The sequence below is a fragment of the Pseudomonas sp. GW821-FHT09E12 genome, assembly GCF_059416085.1.
Window position 1 is genome coordinate 206740 of the sequence record NZ_JBWKOM010000003.1, and the last position, 26505, is coordinate 233244.

Below are 26505 nucleotides of genomic sequence, written 5' to 3' on the forward strand. Positions count from 1 at the left end.
ACCCGAGTCGAGGCTCAGCGCAGGCCGCGTTGAGTCTCGTCCAGCTCGCGGATGTATTTGAAGATTTTACGGCTGGAGGCAGGCGGCTTGTTATGGGCCACCTCATGCTGGGCCTGACGGATCAGGGAGCGCAGCTGCTGACGATCCGCTTCTGGATAGTCGGTGACGAACTTTTCCAGGACCGCGTCATCGCCCGCGATCAAGCGATCGCGCCAGCGCTCCAGGCCATGGAAACGTTCGTTGTACTGGCGAGTCGAGGCGTCGAGTTGGTCCAGCAGCACCAGGATCGCGCTGGTGTCCTGATCGCGCATCAGCTTGCCGATGAATTGCAGGTGGCGTTTGCGCGCGATATGGGCGACATGCTTGGGCGCATCCGCCAGGGCCCGGCGCAGGGCGTCGGTCAACGGCAGTTTGTTCAGCAAGTCGGGCTTGAGTGTTGTAAGGCGCTCGCCGAGATCAACCAGAGCATGCAGCTCGCGTTTGACCTGGGATTTGCTTTTCTCCCCATCGAGGGAGTCGTCGTAAGAATCAACCATGGTGGCAGTCCGCAAAGAAACGCCGCCATGATAACCAGTCGGGGGCCGCTTGTCCGGCCCGGTCGCTCGAAGGCCTTAACCGAAAGCAGAATTTGAGTGGAGAAAACCATGAGTGCAGCACAAAGCGTCGGCCCGCAGGCTTTGCCGGCACTGCAGGAACAAGTCGAGCAGATCATCGCCGAGGCCAAGCGCCAGGGTGCCAGTGCCTGCGAAGTGGCGGTTTCTCTGGAGCAGGGCCTGTCGACTTCGGTTCGCCAGCGGGAAGTGGAAACCGTCGAGTTCAATCGCGACCAGGGCTTTGGCATCACGCTCTATGTCGGCCAGCGCAAGGGCTCGGCCAGTACCTCGGCCAGTGGTCCCGAGGCGATTCGCGAAACCGTCGCCGCGGCCCTGGCCATCGCCAAACACACCTCGGAAGACGAAAGCTCGGGGTTGGCCGATGCCGCCCTGATGGCCCGGGACGTGCCGGACTTCGACCTGTTCCACGCCTGGGACATAACCCCGGAGCAAGCCATCGAGCAGGCGCTGGCCTGTGAGGCTGCGGCTTTTGCCGCCGACAGCCGGATCAAGAACGCTGACGGCACCACCCTGAGCACCCACCAGGGCTGCCGTGTGTACGGCAACAGCCACGGTTTTATCGGCGGTTATGCTTCGACTCGGCACAGCTTGAGTTGCGTGATGATCGCCGAGGCCGACGGCCAGATGCAGCGTGACTATTGGTATGACGTCAATCGCCAGGGCCATCTGTTGACGGACCCGGTGACCATCGGCCAGCGCGCCGCGCAACGTGCTGCGAGCCGCCTGGGCGCCCGCCCGGTGCCGACCTGCGAAGTGCCGGTGCTGTTTTCCGCGGAACTGGCCGGCGGTCTGTTCGGCAGCTTCCTGGGGGCGATTTCAGGCGGCAACCTGTACCGCAAATCGTCCTTCCTCGAGGGTGCGCTGGGGCAGCGACTGTTCCCCGAGTGGCTGACCATCGATGAGCGTCCGCACTTGATGCGCGCCCTGGGTAGTTCGGCGTTCGACGGCGATGGCCTGGCCACTTACGCCAAGCCTTTCGTCGAGAACGGCGAACTGGTGTCCTACGTGCTGGGGACTTATTCCGGGCGCAAGCTCGGCCTGCCCAGCACCGCCAACGCCGGTGGCGTGCACAACCTGTTCGTCACCCATGGCGAGGAAGACCAGGCGGCCTTGCTGCGCCGCATGGGCCGGGGCCTGCTGGTCACCGAACTGATGGGCCACGGGCTGAACATGGTCACCGGCGATTATTCCCGGGGCGCGGCCGGTTTCTGGGTGGAAAATGGCGAAATCCAGTTCGCTGTCCAGGAGGTGACCATTGCCGGCAACATGCGTGACATGTTCAAGCAGATCATCGCCGTCGGTAACGATTTGGAGTTGCGCAGCAACATCCGCACCGGTTCGGTATTGATCGAACGCATGACGGTCGCTGGCAGCTAAGTCGTAACGGCGTCAGCGAAAGCGCGCGTCCCGTCCGGGGCGCGCGCTTTTTTATTGCCCGGTTTTTTTGAACGTTGACGATCCAGGTAGGAGCGAGCTTGCTCGCGAAGCGCATTGCTTGGCGCCGCATCCTTGTCTGAAAAAACGCTATCGCGAGCAAGCTCGCTCCTACAGGGAGGGGGGGGCGAGCTTGTTTTGATTCTCAATATCATATAATAATAAATCTCATTATCGAATGAGCCCAGGTCATGAGTTCTGCCTTGCACGAGCAGCCTTACCTCGAAAGCTGGCGTTGGATGAGTCGCCAGATCCGTTGTGCCCTCGATCCGGACGAGCCGCGCCTGATCGAGCATTACCTGGCCGAAGGGCGCTATCTGGCGTGTTGCACCGCCACCTCGCCCTGGCTGATCGCCGAAACTTCATTCCGCCTGCTGCTCGATACCGCCACCGATACCGCGCTGCCCTGGCATTGGCGCAGCCAGTGCCTGGACCAGGCCTGGCGCCCGTTGCGTGACCTGGAACGCCTGTCTTTCTGCAAATGCCGGCTCAAACGCTGGCAAAGCCATGCCTGGCAACTGGCGACTTGCTCGTTGCTGCCATCCATTCCCCTTATCGAACTGGTGCAAGGATTTCCCGATGAGTAATACCCGTATCGAACGCGACAGCATGGGCGAACTGCATGTTCCGGAGCAGGCGCTGTATGGCGCACAGACCCAGCGCGCGGTGGATAACTTTCCCATCAGCCACCAGCGCATGCCGGCGCAGTTCATCCGCGCGCTGATCCTGGCCAAGGCGGCCGCGGCCAAGGCCAACGTTGAACTCAAGCAACTGAGCGAATCCCAGGGCAAGGCCATAGTCGATGCTGCCCAGGGCTTGCTGGAAGGCGACTTCATGCAGCATTTCCCGGTGGATATCTTCCAGACCGGGTCCGGCACCAGTTCCAACATGAACGCCAACGAAGTCATTGCCACCCTGGCCAGCCGTTTGCTCGGCGAACCGGTCAACCCCAACGACCATGTGAACTGCGGGCAGAGCAGCAACGACATCATTCCGACCACCATCCACGTCAGCGCCGCGCTGGGCTTGCACGAACAACTGCTGCCGGCGCTGGTGCACCTGGTGCAAGTCATCGAGCGCAAGGCGGTCGAGGTCCATCCCTTCATCAAGACCGGCCGCACCCACCTGATGGACGCGATGCCAGTGCGTATGAGCCAGGTGCTGGAAGGCTGGGCGCAGCAGCTCAAGGCCAATATCGGTCACCTGCAGGATCTGCTGCCGAGCCTGCAATCCCTGGCGCAGGGTGGCACGGCCGTGGGCACCGGGATCAACGCTCACCCGCAGTTCGCCGCGGGTTTCAGCCGGCAGTTGAGCAGCCTGACCCAGGTGCAGTTCACCCCAGGCAAGAACCTGTTCGCCCTGATCGGCTCCCAGGACACCGCGGTGGCGGTCTCGGGCCAGCTCAAGGCTATCGCGGTCACCTTGATGAAGATCGCCAACGACCTGCGCTGGATGAACTCCGGGCCGTTGGCCGGCCTCGGCGAAATCGAGCTGGAAGGGCTGCAACCGGGGTCTTCGATCATGCCTGGCAAGGTCAACCCGGTGATTCCGGAGGCCACGGCGATGGTGGCGGCCCAGGTGATCGGCAACGACACCACGATCACGGTGGCGGGGCAGTCGGGCAACTTCGAGCTGAACGTCATGCTGCCGATCATCGCCCAGAACCTGTTGAGCAGCATCGAGTTGCTGGCCAATTCCAGCCGCCTGCTGGCGGACAAGGCGATTGCCAGCTTCAAGGTCAACGAGCCCAAGCTCAAGGAGGCGCTGTCGCGCAACCCGATCCTGGTCACGGCGCTCAACCCGATCATCGGCTACCAGAAGGCCGCTGAAATCGCCAAGACCGCCTACAAGCAGGGGCGCCCGGTGATCGATGTCGCCCTTGAACACACTGATCTGTCACGCAGCCAGCTGGAGATCCTGCTCGACCCGGAAAAACTCACCGCGGGCGGCGTGTAAATCCCGACATTGCTTTGGAGGTTCACCATGGAGCACTGGAAACGCACGATCGAAAGGGCAAATCGTTTCTTCATGCAGGGCGACCTGGTGGATGCCCGCGAGTATTACTTGCAGGCCCTGGCCCTGGCGCAGGTGTTGTTCGAGCGCTGGAGCGATGCCGACGAAGCGGTGGCGGCCTGTGTCATCTCCCATCACAACCTGGCGGACCTGCACCTGCGCCTGAACCAGCCGGAGGAGAGCGCGGAGTACCTCTGCGCCATCCATCAGCGGTTGTTGCAGACCATGCAGGACAGCCGCCTGGCGCCGGCGCTGCGGGAAGCCGCGCTGCGCCAGAGCAGCAAGACTTACGTCGAGTTACTCAACTTCATCAGTGAGCACGGTGAATACCCCCGTACGCATCGCCTGCTGGAGAGCAATGTCGCGCAATCGACTGCCGGCACCGCGACCCCGAATGCCCCTCATTACGGAGCACATTGATATGTCCTTTACCTTGCCTGCATTGCCCTACGCCTACGACGCCCTGGAACCGCACATCGATGCGCAGACCATGGAAATTCACTACACCAAGCATCACCAGACCTACATCAACAACCTCAACGCGGCCGTGGAAGGCACCGAATGGGCCGACTGGTCGGTGGAAAAACTGGTGGCCGGGGTCCAGCAATTGCCGGAGAAGCTGCGTGCAGCGGTGATCAACCAGGGCGGTGGTCACGCCAACCATTCGCTGTTCTGGGCGGTGATGGCGCCGAGCGGCGGAGGCAAGCCAAGCGGTGCGCTGGGCCAGGCGATCGACGAGCAGCTGGGCGGTTTCGAGAGTTTCAAGGAGGCCTTCACCAAGGCCGCGCTCACGCGTTTTGGCAGCGGTTGGGCCTGGCTCAGCGTGACCCCGCAAAAGACCCTGGTCGTCGAGAGCAGCGGCAACCAGGACAGCCCGTTGATGAACGGCAATACCCCGATTCTCGGTCTGGACGTGTGGGAGCACGCCTATTACCTGCGTTACCAGAACCGGCGGCCGGAATACATCAATGCGTTCTACAACGTGATCAATTGGCCTGAAGTAGCCCAGCGCTATCAGGCCGCACTGGTTTGAGCCCCCTCCTGTAAAAAGACCTAAGGCTGACTATGGGCACTGAAACACTGACGATCAGCAGCGGGCGGATGTTTCGTTACGCATTCGGTTCGCTGTTGCTGTTGGCGGGTACTGCATTGCTGGTTGCCCAGGGCTTGTCCTGGCTGGACCTGGAGCCGCGCTTGTTGCGTGCATTGCAGGGTGGGGCGGTCTGTGCCCTGGGAACCGCGCTGGGGGCAGTACCAGTGTTGGTCATTCGCAAGATGCCGCTGGCGCTGAGTGACACCCTGTTGGGATTCGGCGCCGGGGTGATGCTGGCGGCTACGGCCTTTTCGTTGATCGTGCCCGGGATCGCCGCGGCGGAAAAACTCGGACTGTCGCTCTGGGCTTCGAGTGGCCTGATCAGCTTCGGCATCATGCTCGGTGCTTTGGGGGTGTTTCTGGTGGACCGCAAAGTCTCGGGAGGCAACCCGGAGAAACTGGTGGGCACCCTTGAGCATCCGGTCATCCCGCCGCGAATCTGGCTGTTTGTGTTTGCCATCATCGCCCACAACATTCCCGAAGGAATGGCCGTAGGTGTTTCCGCGGGTGGCGGAATGCCGGAGGCGGACAGCCTGGCCATGGGCATCGCCTTGCAGGATGTGCCGGAAGGCCTGGTGATTGCTTTGGTGTTGGCTGGCGCCGGCATGTCCAGGGTCAAGGCATTCCTGATCGGCGCCGCTTCAGGCCTGGTGGAGCCCGTGTTCGCGTTGCTTTGTGCGTGGCTGGTGAGCTTGGCCGAGATGCTGTTGCCGCTCGGGCTGGCGTTGGCGGCGGGGGCGATGCTGCTGGTGGTGACCCATGAAGTGATTCCCGAATCCCGACGCAACGGTCATGAGAAGCTGGCCAGCCTGGGCTTGTGTGTCGGCTTTTGCCTGATGATGGTCATGGATACGGCACTCGCTTGAGTGCTTTTGCGGCAGGTTTGCCTTGCCGACCTTACTCGCCTTCGTCGAAGAAGTTGTTGATCAGTGCCACCAGCGCTTCCAGCGCCTCCTGCTCCTGTTCGCCTTCGGTCTTCAGGTGAATCCTGGTGCCCTTGCCGGCGGCCAGCATCATCATTGCCATGATGCTCTTGCCGTCGACCATCGACTCCGGCGTTCTCCCTGCGCGGATCTGGCAAGGAAACTGACCGGCCACGCCGACGAACTTTGCCGAGGCACGGGCATGCAGGCCCAGTTTGTTGATGATTTCAATTTCCAGAGCAGGCATCGCGGGGTAGATCCTTTCAGCTAAGGTCGCGGTGGCGAACCTGGACGTTCTTCAGGGACTTTTGCAGGACTTGGCCCAAGCGTTCGGTCAGGTAGACCGAGCGATGGTGGCCGCCCGTGCAGCCAATGGCAATAGTGACGTAGGCGCGGTTGCTGGCGGCGAAACGGGGCAACCATTTCAGCAGGTAGCTGGAGATGTCCTGGAACATTTCCTCGACGTCCGGCTGGGCGGCCAGGTATTCGGCAACCGGCTGGTCGAGCCCGGACTGGGCACGCAACTCGGGTTTCCAGTACGGGTTGGGCAGGCAGCGCACATCGAACACCAGGTCGGCATCGACCGGCATGCCACGCTTGAATCCGAAAGACTCCACCAGAAAGGCGGTGCCCGGCTCCGGTTGGTTCAACAGGCGCAACTTGATGGTATCGCGCAGTTGATACAGGTTCAGGTTGGTGGTGTTGACCTTGAGATCGGCCAGGTCGGCGATCGGTCCCAGCAGGTGGCTTTCGTCCTGGATCGCCTCGGCCAGCGAGCGATTGTTGCTGCTCAAGGGGTGGCGGCGGCGGGTTTCGGAAAAGCGCTTGAGCAGGGTTTCTTCGTCAGCATCCAGGTACAGCACATCGCACTGGATATGCCGGCTGCGGACTTCCTCGAGCAGTTCGGGGAAGCGTGACAGGTGGCTGGGCAGGTTGCGGGCGTCGATCGACACGGCGACCAGGGGCTGTGTCAGTTCGGTGTGGATCAACGCCCGTTCGGCCAGCTCGGGCAACAGCCCGGCCGGCAGGTTGTCGATGCAGTAATAGCCATTGTCCTCGAGTACATCGAGGGCGGTGCTTTTACCTGAGCCGGACCGGCCGCTGACGATGATCAAGCGCATGATTACTGACCGTTCTGTTCGTCCAGGACAACCTTGTACAAGGCTTCGTTGCTGGTGGCGCTGCGCAGTTTGTCGCGCACTTCTTTGCGGTCCAGCATGCTGGCAATCTGCCGGAGCAGTTCCAGGTGCGCATCGGTGGCGGCTTCCGGGACCAGCAGTACGAACAGCAGGTCGACCGGTGCGCCGTCGATGGCGTCGAAATCGATGGGAGCGTCCAGGTGCATCAGGGCACTGATGGGCGACTCACAGCCTTTGAGGCGGCAGTGTGGAATGGCGATGCCGTTGCCAAAACCGGTAGAGCCCAGTTTTTCACGGGCAATCAGGCTTTCGAAGACATCTTGCATCTCCAGATCAGGCACTTCGCGGCTGATCAGGTTGGCAATTTGTTCGAGGGCGCGTTTTTTACTGCCGCCCGGCACGTTCACTAGGGAACGGCCGGGGGTCAGGATGCTTTCAAGTCGGATCATGGGAGGGGAGTGTTAGCGACCCGTGCCTTGGAGAAGGTGGAGTTGCTTTTCCTTATGCTTTTTCAGTTGGCGGTCAAGCTTGTCCGTGAGCAAGTCGATTGCGGCATACATGTCGTCATGCTCTGCATTGGCGACGACTTCCCCACCATGGATGTGCAGCGTGGCCTCGATTTTCTGCTTCAGTTTTTCGACGGCCAGCGTTACCTGCACATTGGTAATCTTGTCAAAGTGCCGCTCAAGTCGGTCGAGTTTTTCGCCGATGTAAGCGCGCAGAGGTTCGGTCACTTCCAGTTGGTGTCCACTGATGTTGACTTGCATACAGCTTCTCCTTCGTTGCCAGTGCATAAAGCGGCAGGTCGATTGACCTGCCACTGGAACGCTGTGGCGAGCCCGGCGGCTACATCAACCGCTTCCGTTCGCTGGAAGGCGCGATCCCCAGGGATTCACGGTACTTGGCGACGGTACGACGGGCTACCTGAATGCCTTGTGCCTCCAGTAAACCAGCGATCTTGCTGTCACTCAACGGCTTTTTCTGATTTTCCGCGGCGACCAGTTTTTTGATGATCGCGCGGATCGCCGTGGACGAGCATTCACCGCCTTCGGAGGTACTTACGTGGCTGGAGAAAAAGTATTTCAGTTCATAAATGCCCCGTGGGGTATGCATGAATTTTTGCGTGGTCACCCGTGAAATCGTCGACTCGTGCATGCCGACTGCTTCGGCGATGTCATGCAGGACCAACGGTTTCATCGCCTCATCGCCGTACTCGAGGAAGCCGCGCTGATGCTCGACGATCTGGGTGGCGACTTTCATCAGGGTTTCGTTACGGCTCTGCAGGCTCTTGATGAACCAGCGGGCTTCCTGCAACTGGTTGCGCATGAAGGTGTTGTCGGCGCTGGTGTCGGCGCGCCGCACGAAGCCGGCGTACTGTGGGTTGACGCGCAGGCGCGGCACGGACTCCTGGTTCAACTCCACCAGCCAGCGTTCGTTGTCCTTGCGCACTATGACGTCGGGGACCACGTATTCGGCTTCGGTGGATTCGATTTGCGAGCCCGGCCGTGGGTTGAGGCTCTGTACCAGTTCGATGACTTGGCGCAGCTCGTCTTCCTTGAGCTTCATGCGCCGCATCAGCTGGCTGTAGTCGCGGCTGCCGAGCAGGTCGATGAAGTCGCTGACCAGGCGCTTGGCTTCAGTCAGCCAAGGGGTCTTGGCAGGCAGCTGGCGCAGTTGCAGCAGCAGGCATTCGCCCAGGTTGCGGGCGCCGATGCCGGCGGGCTCGAATTGCTGGATACGATGCAGGACAGCCTCGATTTCGTCGAGTTCGATGTCCAGTTCCGGATCGAAGGCTTCGAGAATTTCCTCGAGGGTTTCGTCCAGATAGCCTTGATTGTTGATGCAGTCGATCAGGGTCACGGCGATCAGGCGATCGGTGTCGGACATGGGCGCCAGGTTCAACTGCCAGAGCAGATGGCTCTGCAGGCTTTCGCCGGCCGAGGTGCGGGTGGTGAAATCCCACTCGTCGTCATCGTTGCTGGGCAGGCTGCTGGCGCTGGTCTGGTAGACGTCTTCCCAGGCGGTGTCGACCGGCAGGTCGTTGGGAATGCGTTCGTTCCATTCGCCGTCCTCGAGGTTGTCCACCGTCGGGGCGGTTTCCTGGTAGGAGGGTTCCTGGATATCGGTATTGGGTTTCTGCTCGGCGTTGTCGGCCAGCGGATCGGTGTTATCGAAGTCGTCGCCTTCTTCCTGGCGCTCGAGCATCGGGTTGGACTCCAGGGCCTCCTGGATTTCCTGTTGCAGGTCCAGGGTCGACAATTGGAGAAGGCGGATGGCCTGTTGCAGCTGCGGTGTCATCGTCAGCTGCTGGCCCATTCTGAGGACTAGCGATGGTTTCATGGCAGGGGCTTAACACCTTATTCGCCGGCGCACATGCGCCATCCACTACAGGGCGCGTGAGCGCCAAACATAAGCAAATTATATGCCTGAAACTGAAGTGTTTGCCTAGAGCGCTGTAACAATAAAAACAGCAGGGTTTTATTGGGGCGGGCGCTCTGGCGACCAGCCAAACACCTCAGGGCTTACAGGCGGAACTCATGGCCCAGGTAAACTTCCTTGACCAGCTCGTTGGCGAGGATGGTTTCGGCGTCGCCTTCGGCGATCAGTTGACCGTCGTTGACGATGTAGGCGGTTTCGCAGATATCCAGGGTTTCACGGACGTTGTGGTCGGTGATGAGCACGCCGATACCCTTGGCCTTCAGGTGATGAATGATCTGCTTGATGTCGCCTACCGAGATCGGGTCCACGCCGGCGAAAGGTTCGTCGAGCAGGATGAACTTGGGGGCGGTGGCCAGGGCGCGAGCGATTTCCACGCGGCGACGTTCACCGCCGGAAAGGCTCATGCCCAGGTTGTCGCGAATGTGGTTGATGTGGAACTCCTGCAGCAGGCTTTCCAGCTCCTGGCGACGGCCGGCCTTGTCGAGCTCCTTGCGGGTCTCGAGGATGGCCATGATGTTGTCGGCCACCGAAAGCTTGCGGAAGATCGAGGCTTCCTGCGGCAGGTAGCCGATCCCGGCACGGGCGCGGCCGTGCATCGGCTGGTGGCTGACATCCAGGTCGTCGATCAGGATGCGACCCTGATCGGCCTGGACCAGGCCGACGATCATGTAGAAGCAGGTGGTCTTGCCGGCGCCGTTAGGGCCGAGCAGGCCGACGATCTGGCCGCTGTCGATGGACAGGCTGACGTCACGCACGACCTGGCGGCTCTTGTAGCTCTTGGCCAGGTGCTGAGCTTTCAGAGTTGCCATTACTGGGCCTTTTCGTCAGTTTTCTTTTTCGGCTGGATGACCATGTCGATCCGTGGGCGCGACTCGGTGACCTTGCTGCCGGTAGCGCGACCGGCGCTGGCCAGCTTCTTGTTGGTGTCGTAGACGATTTTCTCGCCCTGGGTGATGTTGCCGTCCTTGTCGACGACTTTGGCGCGGTCGATCAGTACGACGCGGTTCTGCGCGGCGTGGTACTGGATGGTCACACCGTAGCCCTGGACCGGCTTGGTGTCGCCCTGGGTTTGAATCTGCTCGAAGTAGGCCAGGTTGCCCACCGAGGTCACCACGTCGATATCACCGGTCTGGGTGCGGGTGATGGTCACGGTATTGCCGGTCACCTTCATCGAGCCCTGGGTGATGATCACGTCGCCTCTGTAGGTGGCTACGCCATTCTTGTCGTCCAGTTGAGCGTCGTCGGCCTGGATGCGGATCGGTTGCTGGCTATCGTTCGGCAGAGCCCAGGCGCTCACGCTTCCCAGTGCTGCGCCCAGACCGAGCAAAATAGGGAGGGTTTTAACGAGCCTCATACTGTCCTCTTACGTTCGATAGCAGGTTCATCCTGCCGTCTTTCAAATACGCTTTCATTCCCTTGCCAGTCGTCACGCCGCCGGCGCCGTCGATTCTAACGTCTTGATCGGTCTGCGCATATTGCTTCTGCGGGAATACTGTCATGCGGGTCGTGGTGATCAGCAGGTTGCGATTTTTCTCGTCGGTGCGCGAAACCCGTACCGAATCGATCAACTCGACCTCGGTGCCGTCCGGGTTGACTTCGCCGCGCTCGCTCTGGACATGCCAAGGGAAGGCGGTGCCGCGATACATCTGCAGGTCCGGCTTGGTCAGCAGGGTCACCTCGGTGGCCTTGAGGTGCTCGACCTTGTCGGAAGTCATTTCGTACTGCAGCTTGCCGTCGGGCAGGTACTGCACGCTACGGGCGTTGATGGCGTAGTAGTCGATGGCGCTTTCGTCGACCTGCGCGACCGGCTTGTCGAGGAAGCGTTCCGGGCTGATGTTCCAGTACCCCACCGCCAGGAACAGCACGGTGATGATGCCGAAGATCAGTATGTTGCGAATCTTTTTGCTCAGCATGGGAGGCTCTATAAGTAGGCGGCGTGGGCTGCTTCAAGGCTGCCTTGGGCGCGCAGGATCAACTCGCAGAACTCGCGGGCGGCGCCTTCGCCGCCACGGGCCTGGGTGACGCCATGGGCGTGTTCACGGACAAAACTGGCGGCATTGGCGACAGCCATGCCCAGGCCGACACGGCGGATCACTGGCAGGTCGGGCAGATCGTCGCCCAGGTAGGCGACCTGTTCATAGCTTAGGCCCAGTTGGGCAAGAAGCCCGTCCAGCACCACCAGTTTGTCTTCGCGACCCTGAAACAGGTGGGGAATCCCCAGGTTTTTCGCCCGACGCTCGACCACCGGCGTCTTGCGGCCGCTGATGATCGCCGTCTGCACGCCCGTGGCCATCAGCATCTTGATGCCCTGGCCGTCGAGGGTGTTGAAGGTCTTGAATTCGCTGCCGTCTTCGAGGAAGTACAGGCGACCGTCGGTCAGTACACCGTCGACGTCGAATACCGCCAGCTTGATGTTCTTGCCGCGTTGCAGCAGATCCGTGCTCATTACATGACTCCCGCGCGCAGCAGGTCGGACAGGTTGAAGGCGCCGATCGGGCGATCGTCCTTGTCCACCACGACCAGTGCGTTGATTCGATTGTCCTCCATGATCTTCAGGGCTTCGGCCGCCAGCATTTCGGCGCGGGCGGTCTTGCCGTGAACGGTCATGACTTCATCGATGGTGGTGTGGTGGATGTCGATGGTGCGGTCCAGGGTGCGGCGCAGGTCGCCATCAGTGAAAACCCCCGCCAGGCGCCCGTCGGCCTCGACAATGACGGTCATGCCCAGGCCCTTGCGGGTCATTTCCATCAAGGCGTCCTTGAGCAGCGTGCCACGCTGGACCTGCGGCAGTTGCTCGCCGGCATGCATGACGTTCTCGACTTTCAGCAGCAGGCGCCGACCCAGCGCGCCGCCCGGATGGGAGAAGGCGAAGTCTTCGGCGGTAAAGCCGCGGGCTTCCAGCAGCGCCACGGCCAGGGCATCGCCCATGACCAGGGCGGCGGTGGTCGAGGAGGTCGGAGCCAGGTTCAGCGGGCAGGCCTCTTGCTCGACCTGGACGTTGAGGTTGACCTCGGCGGCCTTGGCCAGTGGCGAATCAGGGTTGCCGGTGATGCTGATCAACTGGATGCCCAGGCGCTTGATCAGCGGCAACAGGGTCACGATTTCATTGGTCGAGCCGGAGTTGGACAGGGCCAGGATCACATCGTCCCGGGTAATCATGCCCATGTCGCCATGGCTGGCTTCGGCCGGATGGACAAAAAACGCGGTGGTGCCGGTGCTGGCCAGGGTGGCGGCGATCTTGTTGCCGATGTGCCCGGACTTGCCCATGCCGACCACTACTACGCGGCCTTTGCTGGCCAGAATCATCTCGCAAGCGCGTACGAAATCTGCGTCGATATGTGGCAGCAAGCCTTGTACGGCTTCTATCTCGAGGCGGATGGTGCGTTGTGCCGATTGAATCAGGTCGCTGGATTGGCTCATGTCAGAAATCGTATAGCCTGATGAAAAGGCGGCGATTATAGCGGTAATGATCGATTCCCTCACGCAAGTTCGTCAGCCTTTGTCCTTCTCTAGGTAGGAATTGTCCTGTAAAGCCTGTTTTAGGCTGTCGTGATCCTGAACGCGGATGGCTTCGGCCTTGGGGGCTCCGTATCAGCAGTGATATAGTTCGCCGCCAGTTCGGCCTGCCCTGGGTGCATGTACTCCCGGCAGGGAGCCAAGCGTCCGAGTGAGAGGCTGCATCGCAAGGAGTTTAGATGAGTGCCGATAACGCCTACGCGGTCGAGCTGAAGGGACTGTCCTTCAAGCGCGGTGCGCGCAGCATCTTCAATAATGTCGATATCCGTATTCCGCGGGGCAAGGTCACCGGCATCATGGGGCCTTCCGGTTGCGGCAAGACCACGCTCCTGCGGTTGATGGGCGCGCAATTGCGCCCCAGCAGCGGTGAAGTCTGGGTCAATGGCCAGAACCTGCCCAAATTGTCGCGCGGCGATCTGTTCGACGCCCGCAAGCAGATGGGCGTGCTGTTCCAGAGCGGCGCGCTGTTCACCGATCTCGATGTGTTCGAGAACGTTGCCTTTCCGCTGCGCGTTCATACCCAGCTGCCGGATGAAATGATCCGCGATATTGTCCTGCTCAAGTTGCAGGCGGTCGGGTTGCGCGGTGCCATCGACTTGATGCCCGACGAGCTGTCCGGTGGCATGAAACGTCGCGTGGCCCTGGCCCGGGCCATCGCCCTGGACCCGCAGATCCTCATGTACGACGAGCCGTTCGTAGGCCAGGACCCCATTGCCATGGGCGTGCTGGTGCGTCTGATCCGTCTGCTCAACGACGCGCTGGGTATCACCAGCATCGTGGTTTCCCATGACCTGGCGGAAACCGCGAGCATCGCCGACTACATCTATGTGGTGGGCGATGGCCAGGTGCTGGGGCAGGGCACGCCCGACGAGCTGATGGATTCCGATAACCCGCGGATCCGCCAGTTCATGAAAGGCGACCCCGACGGTCCGGTACCCTTTCACTTTCCAGCGCCGGACTACCGCGCAGATCTTCTGGGGAAGCGCTGATGCGCAAAGTATCTTTATTGGAGCGAATTCGTCTGTTCGGCCACTCGGGCATCGACGTTCTCGCGGTGCTCGGGCGTTCGAGCCTGATGCTGTTTCATGTGTTGTTCGGCCGCGGCAGTATCGGCGGCGGCTTCGGCTTGCTGGTCAAGCAGTTGCATTCGGTGGGCGTGATGTCCCTGGTGATCATCGTGGTCTCCGGGATATTCATCGGCATGGTACTGGCGCTGCAGGGCTTCAATATCCTGTCCAGCTACGGTTCGGAGCAAGCGGTGGGGCAGATGGTGGCCCTGACCTTGTTGCGTGAGTTGGGGCCGGTGGTCACGGCATTGCTCTTCGCCGGCCGGGCCGGTTCGGCGCTGACCGCGGAAATCGGCAACATGAAAGCCACCGAGCAGCTCTCCAGCCTGGAGATGATCGGTGTCGACCCGCTCAAATACATTATCGCGCCACGGTTGTGGGCCGGTTTCATTTCCCTGCCGTTGCTGGCGATCATTTTCAGCGTGGTGGGCATCTGGGGCGGTTCGTGGGTGGCCGTCGACTGGCTGGGAGTCTATGAAGGTTCCTACTGGTCGAACATGCAAAACAGCGTGACGTTCAGCGATGACGTGCTCAATGGCATCATCAAGAGCATCGTTTTCGCCTTTGTCGTGACCTGGATCGCCGTATTCCAAGGCTATGACTGCGAGCCCACTTCAGAGGGGATCAGTCGTGCCACTACCAAGACCGTTGTGTACGCCTCGTTGGCCGTACTCGGCCTGGACTTTATTCTGACCGCCTTGATGTTTGGAGATTTCTGATGCAAAACCGCACCCTGGAAATCGGTGTCGGCCTTTTCCTGCTGGCTGGCATCCTGGCTTTGTTGTTGCTTGCCTTGCGGGTCAGTGGCTTGTCCCCGACCTCGAGCACCGATACTTATAAACTTTACGCATATTTCGACAATATCGCCGGTTTGACGGTCAGAGCTAAAGTGACCATGGCCGGTGTGACCATCGGCAAGGTCACGGCTATCGATCTGGACCGCGACAGTTTCACCGGTCGGGTCACGCTGCAGTTGGAAAAGCGCGTAGATAACCTGCCGACCGACTCCACTGCATCTATCCTGACCGCTGGGTTGCTCGGCGAGAAATACATTGGTATCAGCGTCGGCGGCGAAGACACGTTGCTCAAGGATGGCGGGACCATCCACGACACCCAGTCTTCACTGGTGCTTGAGGACCTGATCGGTAAATTCCTGCTCAATACCGTTAGCAAAGACGCCAAATGAGGATTTTTTCATGATCTCTACCTTGCGACGTAGCCTGTTGGTATTACTGGCGGCGTTGCCGTTGATGGCTCACGCCGTGGCGGCGCCTTCCGCGCATGATCTGGTACAGGACACCACCAACCGTCTGCTGGCCGACCTGGCCGCCAACAAAGAAAAGTACAAACAGGACCCGCAGGACTTTTATACGGCGCTGAACAGCATCGTGGGTCCGGTCGTGGATGCCGAAGGTATTTCCAAGAGCATCATGACGGTCAAGTACTCGCGTAAAGCCACGCCGGAACAGATGCGCACCTTTGAAGAGAACTTCAAGAAGGGCCTGTTCCAGTTCTACGGCAACGCCTTGCTGGAGTACAACAACCAGGGCATCGTCGTTGACCCTGCCAGGGACGAGTCGGGTGACCGTACCAGCGTCGGCATGACGGTCAAGGGCAGCAATGGCGCGATCTATCCCGTGTCGTACACGCTGGAGAAGATCAATGGTGAGTGGAAGCTGCGCAACGTGATCATCAACGGCATCAATATCGGCAAGCTGTTCCGCGATCAGTTTGCCGATGCCATGCAGCGCAACGGCAATGACCTGGACAAGACCATCAACAACTGGGCTGGCGAAGTGGCCAAGGCCAAGGAATCGACCGAAAACTCTCCAGAGAAGGTCGTGAAATGAGTGAGTCGGCCGTCCGTCTGGGTGAAGCCGGCGAACTGCTGATCAGCGGTGTGCTGGACTATCGTTCCGGCCCGGGCCTGCGCAAGCAGGGGCAGGCCCTGATCGCCTCCAGCACCGCGGCGGCGCTGGTGCTCGACTGTTCTGCGGTGGAGAAGTCCAGCAGCGTCGGCTTGTCGTTGCTGCTGGCCTTCATGCGCGATGCCGCGGCAGCCGGCAAGGCCGTCAGCATCCGTGCGTTACCTGAAGACATGCGCGAAATCGCCGAGGTTTCCGGTTTGACCGAGCTGCTGGCGCAGCCTTAGCAACCCATCGACAAGCAAGCCCCCCGTCAGAGTCCTGCTATGCGGGGTTCGCAGGCGCGGGGCTTTTTTGTATGATGTCCGACCCGCGCGCACAGGGCGCCGATTGAGGTTGAGCATGCAGGCCAACGAAGTGAAGAGCTTCCTTGAAGGAAAGCTGTCCGAGACTCTTTCATCCGTTCAGGTAGAAGTTGAGGGCGAAGGCTGCAACTTTCAGCTGAACGTGATCAGTGACGAACTGGTGGCCTTGAGTCCGGTCAAGCGTCAGCAGAGCATCTATGCCCATTTGAACCCGTGGATCGCCGATGGCAGCATCCATGCGGTCACTATGAAATTTTTCAGCAGCGCGGCTTGGGCCGAGCGCACCTGAGCCCAAGGGCGTCGAGATTCTTATGGATAAATTGATTATTACCGGCGGCGTTCGTCTTGATGGCGAAATCCGCATTTCCGGGGCAAAGAACTCTGCCCTGCCGATTCTGGCTGCAACCCTGCTGTGCGATGGCCCGGTCACGGTCGCCAACCTGCCGCACCTGCACGACATCACCACCATGATCGAGCTGTTCGGTCGCATGGGCATCGAGCCTGTGATCGACGAGAAACTCAGCGTCGAAATCGATCCACGCACCATCAAGACCCTGGTCGCGCCGTATGAGCTGGTCAAGACCATGCGTGCCTCGATCCTGGTGCTGGGCCCGATGGTTGCCCGTTTCGGCGAAGCCGAAGTCGCGCTGCCTGGCGGTTGCGCCATCGGTTCGCGTCCGGTCGACCTGCACATCCGCGGCCTGGAAGCCATGGGCGCGGTGATCGACGTCGAAGGTGGCTACATCAAGGCCAAGGCGCCTGAAGGCGGCCTGCGCGGCGCGCATTTCTTCTTCGATACCGTGAGTGTGACCGGTACCGAGAACATCATGATGGCAGCGGCCCTGGCCAAGGGGCGCAGCGTGCTGCAGAACGCCGCCCGCGAACCGGAAGTGGTCGACCTGGCAAACTTCCTCAACGCCATGGGCGCCAAGGTTTCCGGCGCCGGTACCGACACCATCACCATCGACGGTGTCGAGCGCCTGCACTCGGCGACCTACAAGGTCATGCCGGACCGTATCGAGACCGGCACCTACCTGGTCGCCGCTGCCGTGACCGGTGGCCGCGTGAAGGTCAAGGACACCGATCCGACCATCCTCGAGGCCGTCCTGGAAAAACTCAAGGAATCCGGCGCCGAAGTCACCACCGGCGAGGACTGGATCGAGCTGAACATGCACGGCAAGCGTCCGAAGGCGGTCAATGTGCGTACCGCGCCGTACCCGGCGTTCCCGACCGACATGCAGGCCCAGTTCATTTCCCTCAACGCCATTGCCGAAGGCACTGGCGCGGTGATCGAGACCATCTTCGAAAATCGCTTCATGCACGTTTACGAACTGCACCGCATGGGCGCGAAGATCCAGGTCGAAGGCAACACCGCCATCGTCACCGGTACCGAAATCCTCAAGGGCGCCCCTGTCATGGCCACCGACCTGCGGGCTTCGGCCAGCCTGGTGATCTCGGCCCTGATGGCCGAAGGCGACACCCTGATCGATCGCATCTACCACATCGACCGTGGTTACGAGTGCATCGAAGAGAAGCTGCAGATGCTCGGCGCCAAGATCCGCCGCGTACCGGGCTAGTTTGCGTGATGGGCACAGGGACGTGCCCCAAGGTTTCGTTCCAAGTCGAGCCTGTGTTCAGGCTCGATGCGTGTCTGGCGCCATTTGCGACCGGGCATGAGTATCCTGATAAGGACTTACGTTTCCCATGTTGACCATCGCACTGTCCAAGGGCCGCATCCTTGATGACACCTTGCCGCTTCTGGCTGAAGCCGGCATCGTGCCCACCGAGAATCCGGACAAGAGCCGCAAGCTGATCATCCCCACGACCCAGGCCGACGTGCGCTTGCTGATCGTGCGCGCCACCGACGTGCCGACCTATGTCGAACATGGTGCCGCCGACCTCGGTGTTGCCGGCAAAGATGTGCTGATGGAATACGGCGGCCAGGGCCTGTACGAGCCGCTGGACCTGCAGATCGCCCAGTGCAAGCTGATGACCGCCGGTGCCATCGGCGCGGTCGAGCCCAAGGGCCGCCTGCGCGTCGCCACCAAGTTCGTCAACGTTGCCAAGCGCTACTACGCCGAGCAGGGCCGCCAGGTCGACATCATCAAGCTGTACGGCTCGATGGAGCTGGCGCCGCTGATCGGCCTGGCGGACAAGATCATCGACGTGGTCGACACCGGCAACACCCTGCGGGCCAACGGCCTGGAGCCCCAGGAGCTGATTTCCATGATCAGTTCCCGTCTGGTGGTCAACAAGGCCTCCATGAAAATGCAGCACGCCCGCATCCAGGCACTGATCGACACCCTGCGCAAAGCAGTGGAGTCGCGACACCGCGGTTGATTCACTCGCGCGGCGCCAGCCGCGCCCGTCTATCCGTGTCATAGCCAATTTTCTCAGGTGCCCGCGCGAATGGACTGGTAGCTTAGGGTGCCTGAGCATTAGCCATTCAATGAGGCCCTCGCTATGACCGCTCCCACTGCAATTCGCCGACTCAACGCTGCTGACCCGGATTTCGCGCATCATCTGGATCATCTGCTGAGCTGGGAAAGTGTGTCTGACGACTCGGTCAATCAGCGGGTGCTGGACATCATCAAGGCGGTGCGCGAGCGCGGCGACGCGGCGCTGGTGGAATTCACCCAGCGTTTCGACGGCCTGCAAGTGGCATCCATGGCCGACCTGATCCTGCCGCGCGAGCGCCTGGAACTGGCCCTGACCCGGATCACCCTGGCCCAGCGCGAAGCCCTGGAAAAAGCCGCGGCGCGGGTGCGCAGCTACCACGAAAAACAGAAGCAGGACTCCTGGAGCTACACCGAGGCCGACGGCACGGTGCTGGGTCAGAAGGTCACGCCGCTGGACCGCGCCGGCCTGTATGTGCCGGGTGGCAAGGCGTCTTATCCCTCCTCGGTGTTGATGAATGCCATCCCGGCCAAGGTGGCGGGCGTCACCGAGGTGGTGATGGTGGTGCCGACCCCGCGTGGCGAGGTCAACGAACTGGTGCTGGCCGCGGCCTGCATCGCCGGCGTCGACCGGGTGTTCACCATCGGTGGCGCCCAGGCCGTTGCCGCCCTGGCCTACGGTACCGAGAGCGTGCCGCAGGTGGACAAGGTGGTTGGCCCGGGCAACATCTATGTGGCCACCGCCAAGCGTCACGTGTTCGGCCAGGTGGGTATCGACATGATCGCCGGCCCTTCGGAGATCCTGGTGGTATGCGACGGCCAGACCGACCCGGACTGGATCGCCATGGACCTGTTCTCCCAGGCCGAGCACGACGAAGACGCCCAGGCGATCCTGGTCAGCCCGGACGCGGCGTTCCTCGATCAGGTCGCCGCCAGCATCGCCAAGCTGCTGCCGACCATGGAGCGCGCGCAAATCATCAATACCTCGATCAACGGCCGTGGCGCCCTGATCCAGGTGCGCGACATGCAGCAGGCCATCGACGTGGCCAACCGCATCGCTCCGGAGCACCTCGAGCTGTCCGTCGCCGATCCCCAGGCCTGGCTGCCGCAGATCCGCCACGCTGGCGCGATCTTCATGGGCCGTCACACTTCCGAGGCCCTGGGCGACTACTGCGCGGGCCCGAACCACGTGTTGCCGACTTCCGGCACGGCGCGGTTCTCCTCGCCGCTGGGGGTGTATGACTTCCAGAAACGTTCGTCGATCATTTTCTGCTCGGAGCAGGGCGCTTCCGAATTGGGCAAGACCGCCTCGGTGCTGGCCCGTGGCGAGTCGCTGAGCGCCCACGCCCGCAGTGCGGAATACCGGATCATCGCTGACCAGGAACAGGGGCAATAAGCATGAGTAAATTCTGGAGTCCGTTCGTCAAGGACTTGGTGCCCTACGTGCCGGGCGAACAGCCGAAGCTGACCAAACTGGTCAAGCTCAACACCAACGAAAACCCTTACGGCCCGTCGCCCAAGGCGCTGGCCGCGATGCAGGGCGAACTGAACGACAACCTGCGCCTGTACCCGGACCCCAACGGCGACCTGCTCAAGCAGGCGGTGGCCCGCTATTACGGGGTACAGAGCAACCAGGTGTTCCTCGGCAACGGTTCCGACGAAGTGCTGGCGCACATCTTCCACGGCTTGCTGCAGCACGACCGGCCGCTGCTGTTCCCGGATATCAGCTACAGCTTCTATCCGGTGTATTGCGGCCTGTACGGCATCGACTTCGAGGCGCTGCCGCTGGATGAGCAGTTCCAGATCCGCCCAGCCGATTACGCCAGGCCGAACGGCGGGATTATCTTCCCCAACCCGAACGCGCCGACCGGTTGCCTGCTGGCCCTGGAGGCCGTCGAGCAGATCCTCAAGGCCAGCCCGGATTCGGTCGTGGTGGTGGACGAGGCGTACATCGACTTCGGCGGTGAAACCGCCATCAGCCTGGTGGACCGCTATCCCAACCTGCTGGTGACCCAGACCCTGTCCAAGTCCCGTTCGCTGGCTGGCCTGCGGGTCGGCCTGGCGGTGGGGCACCCGGACCTGATCGAAGCGCTGGAGCGGATCAAGAACAGCTTCAACTCCTACCCGCTGGATCGCCTGGCGATCGTTGGCGCCGCGGCGGCGTTCGACGATCGCGAGTACTTCGTCAAGACCTGTCAGCTGGTGATCGACAGTCGCGAGCAGGTGGTGGCGCAGTTGCGCGGCAAGGGCTTTGAGGTGCTGCCGTCGGCCGCCAACTTCATCTTTGCCCGTCATCCACAACACGATGCGGCGGGCCTGGCGGCCAAGCTGCGGGAGCAGGGGGTGATTGTCCGGCACTTCAAGCAGGAGCGGATTGCCCAGTTCCTGCGGATCAGCATCGGTACGCCGGAGCAGAACCAGGCCCTGATCGACGGCCTGGGCGAGCTGTAAGCCCTATCGCCAGCCAGCTCGCTCCAATAGGAGAGAGCTGGCTGGCGATGCTTTTATTCTTTTTCCTTGACCGGCGCCGGTGGCGGGCGCAGGCCGATTTCGGCGGTGAGCTTGAGCTCCTTGCCGTTGCGCATTACCTGGATGCTGACCTTGTCGCTGGGTTTGATCCGCGCCACCTGGTTCATCGAGCGACGGCCATCGCCGGCCGGTTCGCCATCGATGCTGAGAATCACGTCACCCAACTGCATGCCGGCCTTTTGCGCCGGACCGTCGCGGAATATCCCCGCCACCACAATGCCCGGGCGCCCGGACAAGCCGAACGATTCGGCCAGTTCCTGGGTCAGCGGCTGCACCTCGATACCTAGCCAGCCACGAATCACCTGGCCGTGCTCGATGATCGACTTCATCACCTCCATGGCCAGCTTGATCGGGATGGCGAAGCCAATGCCCTGGGAACCGCCGGACTTGGAGAAGATCGCCGTGTTGATCCCGGTCAGGTTACCGTTGGCATCCACCAGCGCGCCGCCGGAGTTGCCCGGGTTGATCGCCGCGTCGGTCTGGATGAAGTCCTCGTAGTTGTTCAGGCCCAGCTGATTGCGCCCGGTGGCGCTGATGATGCCCATGGTCACGGTCTGGCCGACCCCGAACGGGTTGCCGATGGCCAGGGTCACGTCGCCGATGCGGATGCTGTCGGAGCGCCCGACGGTGATCGAAGGCAGGTTCTTCAGGTCGATCTTGAGGACCGCCAGGTCGGTTTCCGGATCGCTGCCGATCACATGGGCCAGGGTTTCACGACCGTCCTTGAGCGCCACCACAATCTGTTCGGCACCGGAGGTCACGTGGTTGTTGGTCAGCAGATAACCTTCGGGACTCATGATCACCCCGGAACCCAGGCTCGATTCCATGCGCTGCTGCTTGGGTAGGTTGTCGCCGAAGAAGCGGCGGAACTGCGGGTCCTCGAACAACGGGTGCGCCGGTTTGTTGATGACCTTGGTGGTGTACAGGTTGACCACCGCCGGCGCGGCGATCGCCACGGCATCGGCATAGGACACCGGGCCTTGTCGAAGCGCCTTGGTTTGTGGGGCTTGCTGCAGGTTGACGTCCAGGCTGGGCAGGCCGACCCATTGCGGGTAGCGCTGAATTATCAGCAACGCGATAAGCACGCCGGCCAACAGTGGCCAGCCAAAAAAACGCAGAGCCTTGAGCATTGAGCAAGTCCTGAGAGGTTGCAGGCCGCCCGGGACGGCCCATAATGTCGCGCATTATACGAGGCCGCGCGCGCCTCTGAACGGGATATTTAGGAGTCTTTTATGGCCGTTGCACTGAGCACTCTGGTAGAGGAAGCGGACCGCTACCTGGGCAGTTCGCGAATCGCCGATTACTGCCCCAATGGCCTGCAGGTCGAAGGCCGGCCACAGGTGCTGCGCATCGTCAGCGGCGTCACGGCCAGCCAGGCGTTGCTCGATGCCGCGGTGGAGTCCAATGCCGACCTGGTGCTGGTGCATCACGGCTATTTCTGGAAAGGCGAGAACCCCTGCATCACCGGCATGAAGCAGCGTCGGCTGAAAACCCTGCTCAAGCACGATATCAGCCTGCTGGCCTATCACCTGCCGCTGGACCTGCACCCGGACGTCGGCAACAACGTGCAGCTGGCGCGGCAACTGGATATCACCGTGGAAGGTCCGCTGGACCCGGACAACCTGAAGATCGTCGGGCTGGTCGGCTCCCTTGCCGAGCCCATGACCGCGCGGGACTTCGCGCGCAAGGTCCAGGAGGTGATGGGGCGCGAGCCGCTGGTGGTCGAAGGCAGCAAGATGATCCGGCGTGTCGGCTGGTGCACCGGCGGTGGCCAGGGCTACATCGACCAGGCGGTGCTGGCCGGGGTCGATCTGTACCTGAGCGGTGAGGCCTCGGAGCAGACCTTCCACAGCGCCCGGGAAAACGACATCAGTTTCATCGCCGCCGGCCATCACGCCACCGAGCGTTACGGCGTGCAGGCGCTGGGGGATTACCTGGCCCGCCGCTTCGCCCTCGAACACTTGTTCATCGACTGCCCGAACCCTATATAAAGCCTTGTCCTGTAGCCGCTGCCGCAGGCTGCACCAAGGCCTGCAGGGCCTTCAAGAGCACGCCTGCTGCGCAGTCGATCGCAGCCTGCGGCAGCGGCTACAGAGAGGCGTAAACACAGCAAACAGGCGGGTATATTCATATACCGTTTCGATCTAGCTGGCGTCCTGATTAGAAGAGGTCGCTGTGCTAGCATGCCCCGCTCGAACACGGCCCGCAGGCCGTCCATAAGAAAGCTTTCGTGAGTAGCCATGGTCGACAAACTGACGCATCTGAAACAGCTGGAGGCGGAAAGCATCCACATCATCCGCGAGGTGGCCGCCGAGTTCGACAACCCGGTGATGCTGTACTCCATCGGTAAAGACTCCGCCGTGATGCTGCACCTGGCGCGCAAGGCGTTCTTCCCGGGCAAGCTGCCGTTTCCGGTGATGCACGTCGACACCCAGTGGAAATTCCAGGAGATGTACAAGTTCCGCGATCGCATGGTCGAAGAGCTGGGCCTGGAACTGATCACCCACGTCAACCCGGAAGGCGTTGCGCAGGGCATCAACCCCTTCACCCACGGCAGTGCCAAGCACACCGACATCATGAAAACCGAGGGCCTCAAGCAGGCGCTGGACAAGTACGGTTTCGATGCGGCGTTCGGCGGTGCCCGGCGCGACGAAGAGAAATCCCGCGCCAAGGAGCGCGTGTACTCGTTCCGCGACAGCAAGCATCGCTGGGACCCGAAGAACCAGCGCCCCGAGCTGTGGAACGTCTACAACGGCAAGGTCAACAAGGGCGAGTCGATCCGCGTCTTCCCGCTGTCGAACTGGACCGAGCTGGACATCTGGCAATACATCTATCTGGAAGGCATCCCGATCGTGCCGCTGTACTTCGCCGCCGAGCGCGAAGTGATCGAGAAGAACGGCACCCTGATCATGATCGACGACGAGCGCATCCTCGAGCACCTCTCCGACGAGGAGAAGGCCCGCATCGTCAAGAAGAAGGTGCGTTTCCGTACCCTTGGCTGCTACCCGTTGACGGGCGCGGTGGAGTCCGAGGCCGAAAGCCTGACGGACATCATTCAGGAAATGCTCCTGACGCGAACTTCCGAGCGCCAGGGCCGGGTCATCGATCACGATGGCGCCGGTTCCATGGAAGACAAGAAACGTCAGGGCTATTTCTAAGTAGGGTCTAACATGTCGCATCAATCCGAATTGATCAGCGAGGACATCCTCGCCTACCTGGCCCAGCACGAACGCAAAGAACTGCTGCGCTTCTTGACCTGCGGTAACGTCGACGACGGCAAGAGCACCCTGATCGGGCGCCTGCTGCACGATTCGAAGATGATCTACGAAGACCATCTGGAAGCCATTACCCGCGACTCGAAAAAAGTCGGTACCACCGGCGACGACATCGACCTGGCATTGCTGGTCGACGGCCTGCAGGCCGAGCGGGAGCAGGGCATCACCATCGATGTTGCCTACCGCTACTTCTCCACCGCCAAGCGCAAATTCATCATCGCCGACACCCCCGGCCATGAGCAGTACACCCGCAACATGGCCACCGGTGCTTCCACCTGTGACCTGGCGATCATCCTGGTGGATGCCCGCTACGGCGTGCAGACCCAGACCCGTCGCCACAGCTTCATCGCCTCCCTGCTGGGCATCAAGCACATAGTCGTGGCCATCAACAAGATGGACCTCAAGGACTTCGACCAGGGCGTGTTCGAGTCGATCAAGGCTGACTACCTGAAGTTCGCCGAAGGCCTGAAGATGAAGCCCACCAGCCTGCACTTCGTGCCGATGTCGGCCCTCAAGGGCGACAACGTGGTGAACAAGTCCGAGCGCTCGCCGTGGTACACCGGCCAGTCGCTGATGGAAATCCTCGAGACCGTGGAAGTGGCGGGTGACCGCAACTTCAGCGACCTGCGCTTCCCGGTGCAGTACGTGAACCGTCCGAACCTGAACTTCCGTGGTTTCGCCGGGACCCTGGCCAGCGGCATCGTGCACAAGGGCGACGAAGTCGTGGTGCTGCCGTCGGGCAAGAGCAGCCGGGTGAAATCCATCGTCACCTTCGAAGGCGAGCTGGAGCATGCCGGCCCGGGCCAGGCCGTGACCCTGACCATGGAAGACGAGATCGACATCTCCCGTGGCGACCTGCTGGTACATGCCGACAACGTACCGCCGGTGACCGACAGCTTCGAAGCCATGCTGGTCTGGATGGCCGAAGAGCCGATGCTGCCGGGCAAGAAATACGACATCAAGCGCGCCACTAGCTACGTGCCGGGCTCCATCGCCAGCATCGTCAACAGGGTCGACGTGAACACCCTTGAAGAAGGCCCGGCCAGCGCTCTGCAGCTGAACGAGATCGGCAAGGTCAAGATCGCCCTCGACGCGCCGATCGCCCTCGACGGTTACGACAGCAACCGCACCACCGGTGCCTTCATCGTCATCGACCGCTTGACCAACGGCACCGTCGGCGCCGGCATGATCGTCGCCCAGCCTGTGGTGCATGGCAGCGCCACGCACCATGGCAAGCTGGCCCATGTCGCCACCGAAGAGCGCGCCCAGCGCTTCGGCCAACAACCGGCCACCGTACTGTTCAGCGGCCTGTCCGGCGCCGGCAAGAGCACCCTGGCCTACGCGGTAGAGCGCAAGCTGTTCGACCTGGGCCGCGCGGTGTTCGTCCTCGACGGCCAGAACCTGCGTCACGACCTGAACAAGGGCCTGCCTCAGGATCGCGCCGGGCGTACCGAGAACTGGCGGCGTGCCGCGCACGTGGCACGCCAGTTCAACGAAGCCGGCCTGCTGACCCTGGCGGCGTTCGTTGCGCCGAGTGCGGAAGGTCGCGAACAGGCCAGGGACCTGATCGGCAAGGAACGTCTGCTGACGGTCTACGTCCAGGCCTCGCCGGCGGCTTGCGCCGAGCGTGATCCGCAGGGCTTGTACGCCGCAGGCGGGGATAACATCCCGGGCGAGTCCTTCCCGTACGACGTGCCGCTGGATGCCGATCTGGTGATCGATACCCAGTCCGTGTCGCTGGAAGAGGGCGTCAAGCAAGTGCTGGAACTGCTGCGCAAGCGTGGCGCGATCTAAGCTTTAGCGGCCAATGAAAAGCCCGCCGTCGAGTGATCGACGG

The 26505-nt window shown here is 61.6% G+C and carries 31 protein-coding genes; 19 read left to right on the forward strand and 12 right to left on the reverse strand.

The genetic code is table 11. The features are described from left to right. Window positions 1-14: 14 nt before the first annotated feature. Window positions 15-536, reverse strand: a complete 522-nt coding sequence (yjgA, locus tag AC07PQ_RS09415; protein WP_025806420.1) for a ribosome biogenesis factor YjgA — start codon at window positions 534-536, stop codon at window positions 15-17. 108 nt (window positions 537-644) lie between these two features. Here yjgA and pmbA point away from each other — a divergent pair, with 108 nt between their 5' ends. The 6 genes from pmbA to AC07PQ_RS09445 all read left to right on the forward strand — a co-directional run bounded on the left by pmbA (window position 645) and on the right by AC07PQ_RS09445 (window position 6020). Beyond that, window positions 645-1991 carry a metalloprotease PmbA gene (pmbA, locus tag AC07PQ_RS09420; RefSeq protein ID WP_007929896.1) on the forward strand — a complete coding sequence of 449 codons (1347 nt, stop codon included), beginning with the start codon at window positions 645-647 and terminating at the stop codon, window positions 1989-1991. Window positions 1992-2239: 248 nt separating this feature from the next. Then, window positions 2240-2635, forward strand: coding sequence for a hypothetical protein (locus tag AC07PQ_RS09425; RefSeq protein WP_007929895.1), 396 nt, complete (start codon window positions 2240-2242; stop codon window positions 2633-2635). Further along, window positions 2628-4004: a class II fumarate hydratase gene (locus AC07PQ_RS09430; protein ID WP_007929894.1), complete on the forward strand. Its 1377-nt coding sequence runs from the start codon at window positions 2628-2630 to the stop codon at window positions 4002-4004. Before AC07PQ_RS09425 ends, AC07PQ_RS09430 begins: the two co-directional genes overlap by 8 nt. Window positions 4005-4031: 27 nt before the next feature. Beyond that, window positions 4032-4481 carry a DUF2753 family protein gene (locus AC07PQ_RS09435; RefSeq protein ID WP_007929886.1) on the forward strand — a complete coding sequence of 150 codons (450 nt, stop codon included), beginning with the start codon at window positions 4032-4034 and terminating at the stop codon, window positions 4479-4481. Window position 4482: 1 nt separating this feature from the next. Continuing rightward, entirely contained in the window at window positions 4483-5094 is a 612-nt protein-coding gene (locus AC07PQ_RS09440; RefSeq protein WP_007929885.1) for a superoxide dismutase, read from the forward strand. A gap of 32 nt (window positions 5095-5126) precedes the next feature. Then, entirely contained in the window at window positions 5127-6020 is an 894-nt protein-coding gene (locus tag AC07PQ_RS09445; RefSeq protein ID WP_493185398.1) for a ZIP family metal transporter, read from the forward strand. 31 nt (window positions 6021-6051) lie between these two features. Here the strand turns inward: AC07PQ_RS09445 and AC07PQ_RS09450 are convergent, their stop codons facing one another. From AC07PQ_RS09450 to AC07PQ_RS09495, 10 genes are all read right to left on the reverse strand, one after another. After that, window positions 6052-6324, reverse strand: coding sequence for an HPr family phosphocarrier protein (locus AC07PQ_RS09450; protein ID WP_007929877.1), 273 nt, complete (start codon window positions 6322-6324; stop codon window positions 6052-6054). 16 nt (window positions 6325-6340) lie between these two features. After that, window positions 6341-7198, reverse strand: a complete 858-nt coding sequence (gene rapZ / locus AC07PQ_RS09455) for an RNase adapter RapZ (protein WP_007929875.1) — start codon at window positions 7196-7198, stop codon at window positions 6341-6343. Window positions 7199-7200: 2 nt separating this feature from the next. Further along, entirely contained in the window at window positions 7201-7665 is a 465-nt protein-coding gene (ptsN, locus tag AC07PQ_RS09460) for a PTS IIA-like nitrogen regulatory protein PtsN (RefSeq protein WP_007929873.1), read from the reverse strand. A gap of 12 nt (window positions 7666-7677) precedes the next feature. Next, the gene (gene hpf / locus AC07PQ_RS09465) at window positions 7678-7983 is read right to left on the reverse strand and encodes a ribosome hibernation-promoting factor, HPF/YfiA family (protein WP_007929872.1); all 306 of its coding nucleotides are present in this window, start codon (window positions 7981-7983) and stop codon (window positions 7678-7680) included. Between the two features lie 79 nt (window positions 7984-8062). Continuing rightward, window positions 8063-9556 (reverse strand): RNA polymerase factor sigma-54, encoded by a 1494-nt coding sequence (locus AC07PQ_RS09470; RefSeq protein WP_009042194.1) that lies wholly within the window; start codon window positions 9554-9556, stop codon window positions 8063-8065. Between the two features lie 182 nt (window positions 9557-9738). Next, window positions 9739-10464: an LPS export ABC transporter ATP-binding protein gene (gene lptB / locus AC07PQ_RS09475; protein ID WP_007929870.1), complete on the reverse strand. Its 726-nt coding sequence runs from the start codon at window positions 10462-10464 to the stop codon at window positions 9739-9741. Beyond that, window positions 10464-11009 carry a lipopolysaccharide transport periplasmic protein LptA gene (gene lptA, locus AC07PQ_RS09480; protein ID WP_007929869.1) on the reverse strand — a complete coding sequence of 182 codons (546 nt, stop codon included), beginning with the start codon at window positions 11007-11009 and terminating at the stop codon, window positions 10464-10466. The genes lptB and lptA overlap by 1 nt, the downstream gene beginning before the upstream one ends. Beyond that, on the reverse strand, window positions 10996-11568 hold the full coding sequence (lptC, locus tag AC07PQ_RS09485) for an LPS export ABC transporter periplasmic protein LptC (protein ID WP_007929868.1): 573 nt from the start codon (window positions 11566-11568) through the stop codon (window positions 10996-10998). The genes lptA and lptC overlap by 14 nt, the downstream gene beginning before the upstream one ends. Before the next feature lie 8 nt (window positions 11569-11576). After that, the gene (locus AC07PQ_RS09490; RefSeq protein WP_007929867.1) at window positions 11577-12101 is read right to left on the reverse strand and encodes a KdsC family phosphatase; all 525 of its coding nucleotides are present in this window, start codon (window positions 12099-12101) and stop codon (window positions 11577-11579) included. Continuing rightward, window positions 12101-13075, reverse strand: a complete 975-nt coding sequence (locus AC07PQ_RS09495) for a KpsF/GutQ family sugar-phosphate isomerase (RefSeq protein WP_007929866.1) — start codon at window positions 13073-13075, stop codon at window positions 12101-12103. The genes AC07PQ_RS09490 and AC07PQ_RS09495 overlap by 1 nt, the downstream gene beginning before the upstream one ends. Before the next feature lie 275 nt (window positions 13076-13350). On the opposite strand from AC07PQ_RS09495, the gene AC07PQ_RS09500 reads away from it, so the two are divergent. The 10 genes from AC07PQ_RS09500 to hisC all read left to right on the forward strand — a co-directional run bounded on the left by AC07PQ_RS09500 (window position 13351) and on the right by hisC (window position 21315). Continuing rightward, complete coding sequence (locus AC07PQ_RS09500; protein ID WP_009042197.1) at window positions 13351-14160, forward strand: ATP-binding cassette domain-containing protein; 810 nt, start codon at window positions 13351-13353, stop codon at window positions 14158-14160. Then, window positions 14160-14957 carry a lipid asymmetry maintenance ABC transporter permease subunit MlaE gene (mlaE, locus tag AC07PQ_RS09505; RefSeq protein ID WP_007929864.1) on the forward strand — a complete coding sequence of 266 codons (798 nt, stop codon included), beginning with the start codon at window positions 14160-14162 and terminating at the stop codon, window positions 14955-14957. The genes AC07PQ_RS09500 and mlaE overlap by 1 nt, the downstream gene beginning before the upstream one ends. After that, complete coding sequence (gene mlaD / locus AC07PQ_RS09510) at window positions 14957-15424, forward strand: outer membrane lipid asymmetry maintenance protein MlaD (protein ID WP_007929863.1); 468 nt, start codon at window positions 14957-14959, stop codon at window positions 15422-15424. The genes mlaE and mlaD overlap by 1 nt, the downstream gene beginning before the upstream one ends. A 10-nt stretch (window positions 15425-15434) precedes the next feature. Continuing rightward, window positions 15435-16088 carry an MlaC/ttg2D family ABC transporter substrate-binding protein gene (locus AC07PQ_RS09515; RefSeq protein WP_007929862.1) on the forward strand — a complete coding sequence of 218 codons (654 nt, stop codon included), beginning with the start codon at window positions 15435-15437 and terminating at the stop codon, window positions 16086-16088. Continuing rightward, window positions 16085-16390: an STAS domain-containing protein gene (locus AC07PQ_RS09520; RefSeq protein WP_007929861.1), complete on the forward strand. Its 306-nt coding sequence runs from the start codon at window positions 16085-16087 to the stop codon at window positions 16388-16390. The genes AC07PQ_RS09515 and AC07PQ_RS09520 overlap by 4 nt, the downstream gene beginning before the upstream one ends. 115 nt (window positions 16391-16505) lie before the next feature. Beyond that, window positions 16506-16757, forward strand: coding sequence for a BolA family protein (locus AC07PQ_RS09525; RefSeq protein WP_007929860.1), 252 nt, complete (start codon window positions 16506-16508; stop codon window positions 16755-16757). A 22-nt stretch (window positions 16758-16779) separates the two neighbouring features. Continuing rightward, complete coding sequence (gene murA / locus AC07PQ_RS09530; RefSeq protein WP_007929859.1) at window positions 16780-18045, forward strand: UDP-N-acetylglucosamine 1-carboxyvinyltransferase; 1266 nt, start codon at window positions 16780-16782, stop codon at window positions 18043-18045. A gap of 127 nt (window positions 18046-18172) precedes the next feature. Further along, window positions 18173-18808, forward strand: coding sequence for an ATP phosphoribosyltransferase (gene hisG, locus AC07PQ_RS09535; RefSeq protein WP_007929858.1), 636 nt, complete (start codon window positions 18173-18175; stop codon window positions 18806-18808). Window positions 18809-18931: 123 nt separating this feature from the next. Next, window positions 18932-20260 (forward strand): histidinol dehydrogenase, encoded by a 1329-nt coding sequence (gene hisD, locus AC07PQ_RS09540; protein ID WP_007929857.1) that lies wholly within the window; start codon window positions 18932-18934, stop codon window positions 20258-20260. Between the two features lie 2 nt (window positions 20261-20262). Next, window positions 20263-21315 (forward strand): histidinol-phosphate transaminase, encoded by a 1053-nt coding sequence (gene hisC, locus AC07PQ_RS09545; protein WP_493185399.1) that lies wholly within the window; start codon window positions 20263-20265, stop codon window positions 21313-21315. Window positions 21316-21368: 53 nt separating this feature from the next. Here hisC and algW read toward each other — a convergent pair whose 3' ends face one another. Then, window positions 21369-22523, reverse strand: a complete 1155-nt coding sequence (algW, locus tag AC07PQ_RS09550; protein ID WP_025806436.1) for a Do family serine endopeptidase AlgW — start codon at window positions 22521-22523, stop codon at window positions 21369-21371. Between the two features lie 102 nt (window positions 22524-22625). Between algW and AC07PQ_RS09555 the strand changes: the two genes are divergently transcribed. From AC07PQ_RS09555 to cysN, 3 genes are all read left to right on the forward strand, one after another. Further along, the gene (locus AC07PQ_RS09555) at window positions 22626-23384 is read left to right on the forward strand and encodes a Nif3-like dinuclear metal center hexameric protein (protein WP_493185400.1); all 759 of its coding nucleotides are present in this window, start codon (window positions 22626-22628) and stop codon (window positions 23382-23384) included. A gap of 249 nt (window positions 23385-23633) precedes the next feature. Further along, window positions 23634-24551 (forward strand): sulfate adenylyltransferase subunit CysD, encoded by a 918-nt coding sequence (gene cysD / locus AC07PQ_RS09560; protein WP_007929849.1) that lies wholly within the window; start codon window positions 23634-23636, stop codon window positions 24549-24551. A gap of 12 nt (window positions 24552-24563) precedes the next feature. Further along, window positions 24564-26462, forward strand: a complete 1899-nt coding sequence (gene cysN, locus AC07PQ_RS09565) for a sulfate adenylyltransferase subunit CysN (protein ID WP_007929848.1) — start codon at window positions 24564-24566, stop codon at window positions 26460-26462. The last annotated feature ends 43 nt before the right edge of the window (window positions 26463-26505 follow it).

Excerpts from the sequence above, each read along its gene's own strand:
- AC07PQ_RS09435 (WP_007929886.1), top strand. The coding sequence starts at position 4,032 with ATGGAGCACTGGAAACGCACGATCGAAAGGGCAAATCGTTTCTTCATG.
- AC07PQ_RS09425 (WP_007929895.1), top strand. The coding sequence starts at position 2,240 with ATGAGTTCTGCCTTGCACGAGCAGCCTTACCTCGAAAGCTGGCGTTGG.
- AC07PQ_RS09440 (WP_007929885.1), top strand. The coding sequence starts at position 4,483 with ATGTCCTTTACCTTGCCTGCATTGCCCTACGCCTACGACGCCCTGGAA.
- rapZ (WP_007929875.1), bottom strand. The coding sequence starts at position 7,198 with ATGCGCTTGATCATCGTCAGCGGCCGGTCCGGCTCAGGTAAAAGCACC.
- murA (WP_007929859.1), top strand. The coding sequence starts at position 16,780 with ATGGATAAATTGATTATTACCGGCGGCGTTCGTCTTGATGGCGAAATC.
- AC07PQ_RS09470 (WP_009042194.1), bottom strand. The coding sequence starts at position 9,556 with ATGAAACCATCGCTAGTCCTCAGAATGGGCCAGCAGCTGACGATGACA.
- AC07PQ_RS09495 (WP_007929866.1), bottom strand. The coding sequence starts at position 13,075 with ATGAGCCAATCCAGCGACCTGATTCAATCGGCACAACGCACCATCCGC.
- AC07PQ_RS09520 (WP_007929861.1), top strand. The coding sequence starts at position 16,085 with ATGAGTGAGTCGGCCGTCCGTCTGGGTGAAGCCGGCGAACTGCTGATC.
- cysN (WP_007929848.1), top strand. The coding sequence starts at position 24,564 with ATGTCGCATCAATCCGAATTGATCAGCGAGGACATCCTCGCCTACCTG.
- AC07PQ_RS09490 (WP_007929867.1), bottom strand. The coding sequence starts at position 12,101 with ATGAGCACGGATCTGCTGCAACGCGGCAAGAACATCAAGCTGGCGGTA.
- mlaE (WP_007929864.1), top strand. The coding sequence starts at position 14,160 with ATGCGCAAAGTATCTTTATTGGAGCGAATTCGTCTGTTCGGCCACTCG.
- ptsN (WP_007929873.1), bottom strand. The coding sequence starts at position 7,665 with ATGATCCGACTTGAAAGCATCCTGACCCCCGGCCGTTCCCTAGTGAAC.
- yjgA (WP_025806420.1), bottom strand. The coding sequence starts at position 536 with ATGGTTGATTCTTACGACGACTCCCTCGATGGGGAGAAAAGCAAATCC.
- lptA (WP_007929869.1), bottom strand. The coding sequence starts at position 11,009 with ATGAGGCTCGTTAAAACCCTCCCTATTTTGCTCGGTCTGGGCGCAGCA.
- AC07PQ_RS09525 (WP_007929860.1), top strand. The coding sequence starts at position 16,506 with ATGCAGGCCAACGAAGTGAAGAGCTTCCTTGAAGGAAAGCTGTCCGAG.
- hisD (WP_007929857.1), top strand. The coding sequence starts at position 18,932 with ATGACCGCTCCCACTGCAATTCGCCGACTCAACGCTGCTGACCCGGAT.
- lptB (WP_007929870.1), bottom strand. The coding sequence starts at position 10,464 with ATGGCAACTCTGAAAGCTCAGCACCTGGCCAAGAGCTACAAGAGCCGC.
- AC07PQ_RS09515 (WP_007929862.1), top strand. The coding sequence starts at position 15,435 with ATGATCTCTACCTTGCGACGTAGCCTGTTGGTATTACTGGCGGCGTTG.
- AC07PQ_RS09445 (WP_493185398.1), top strand. The coding sequence starts at position 5,127 with ATGGGCACTGAAACACTGACGATCAGCAGCGGGCGGATGTTTCGTTAC.
- AC07PQ_RS09450 (WP_007929877.1), bottom strand. The coding sequence starts at position 6,324 with ATGCCTGCTCTGGAAATTGAAATCATCAACAAACTGGGCCTGCATGCC.
- AC07PQ_RS09555 (WP_493185400.1), top strand. The coding sequence starts at position 22,626 with ATGGCCGTTGCACTGAGCACTCTGGTAGAGGAAGCGGACCGCTACCTG.
- pmbA (WP_007929896.1), top strand. The coding sequence starts at position 645 with ATGAGTGCAGCACAAAGCGTCGGCCCGCAGGCTTTGCCGGCACTGCAG.
- hpf (WP_007929872.1), bottom strand. The coding sequence starts at position 7,983 with ATGCAAGTCAACATCAGTGGACACCAACTGGAAGTGACCGAACCTCTG.
- hisC (WP_493185399.1), top strand. The coding sequence starts at position 20,263 with ATGAGTAAATTCTGGAGTCCGTTCGTCAAGGACTTGGTGCCCTACGTG.
- AC07PQ_RS09430 (WP_007929894.1), top strand. The coding sequence starts at position 2,628 with ATGAGTAATACCCGTATCGAACGCGACAGCATGGGCGAACTGCATGTT.
- cysD (WP_007929849.1), top strand. The coding sequence starts at position 23,634 with ATGGTCGACAAACTGACGCATCTGAAACAGCTGGAGGCGGAAAGCATC.
- mlaD (WP_007929863.1), top strand. The coding sequence starts at position 14,957 with ATGCAAAACCGCACCCTGGAAATCGGTGTCGGCCTTTTCCTGCTGGCT.
- algW (WP_025806436.1), bottom strand. The coding sequence starts at position 22,523 with ATGCTCAAGGCTCTGCGTTTTTTTGGCTGGCCACTGTTGGCCGGCGTG.
- lptC (WP_007929868.1), bottom strand. The coding sequence starts at position 11,568 with ATGCTGAGCAAAAAGATTCGCAACATACTGATCTTCGGCATCATCACC.
- hisG (WP_007929858.1), top strand. The coding sequence starts at position 18,173 with ATGTTGACCATCGCACTGTCCAAGGGCCGCATCCTTGATGACACCTTG.
- AC07PQ_RS09500 (WP_009042197.1), top strand. The coding sequence starts at position 13,351 with ATGAGTGCCGATAACGCCTACGCGGTCGAGCTGAAGGGACTGTCCTTC.